This window comes from Microvirga tunisiensis, assembly GCF_009296175.1.
Lineage (GTDB): Bacteria > Pseudomonadota > Alphaproteobacteria > Rhizobiales > Beijerinckiaceae > Microvirga > Microvirga tunisiensis.
On the sequence record NZ_VOSK01000987.1, the window covers coordinates 1 to 574 of the forward strand.

At 63.2% G+C, this 574-nt stretch carries 1 protein-coding gene and 1 pseudogene; both read left to right on the forward strand.

Going from position 1 to position 574, the window contains the following annotated elements; genetic code table 11:
* A partial coding sequence (locus FS320_RS47485) for a hypothetical protein (RefSeq protein ID WP_210252279.1) occupies nucleotides 1–252 on the forward strand: 252 nt, incomplete at its 5' end.
* Nucleotides 215–370: pseudogene (locus FS320_RS51440) on the forward strand (transposase); the annotation flags it as partial. The gene FS320_RS47485 and the pseudogene FS320_RS51440, both read left to right, overlap by 38 nt.
* Between the last annotated feature and the right edge of the window lie 204 nt (nucleotides 371–574).

The following is a 574-nucleotide window of genomic DNA, read 5'->3' on the forward strand; positions in this document are numbered from 1 at the left end:
ATAGGGGCTGCCATGCGGGAACGCGGCACGCGCGATGGCTGCCGTTGCGGCCGGGACATCACAGCACGGGGTCGGGCGGAGCGACATGAGGACCTCCGGGATGGTGGGGCTGCCCCCTCAAACCCAGAACGCCAATCCCTGCCTCAAGGGCTCCCGCCCATTCGCCAGCAGTATCGGGACACTGGAGAGCATCTCATGAAGCAGGAGGATCTCCATGCCGAAGACCCGTTTTACGAGAGAGCTTCAGGATGAGGCCGTCCGCCTGGTTTTGGCGAGTGGGCGCTCCCAACGCGCAATCGCTGACGATCTTGGGGTGAACCGTTCGACACTCGCGCGCTGGATGGCAGAGCACCAAGACACACGACCCGCGTCAGCCGCTCCGCCCCATGAGGACGTCATGGACGAGCTCAAGCGCCTCCGCCGCGAGAACGAGGTGCTCCGCCAAGAGACCTATGCTGGATTTTGGGTGATGGGGCCGATCAGGCGACGTTGTGTGTTGGCGTCGTTGCGATCTCGGTGCCGTCCTGGAATCTGACACCCGCGATTACTTTCGGCAACTGGTTTTCGCCCATCA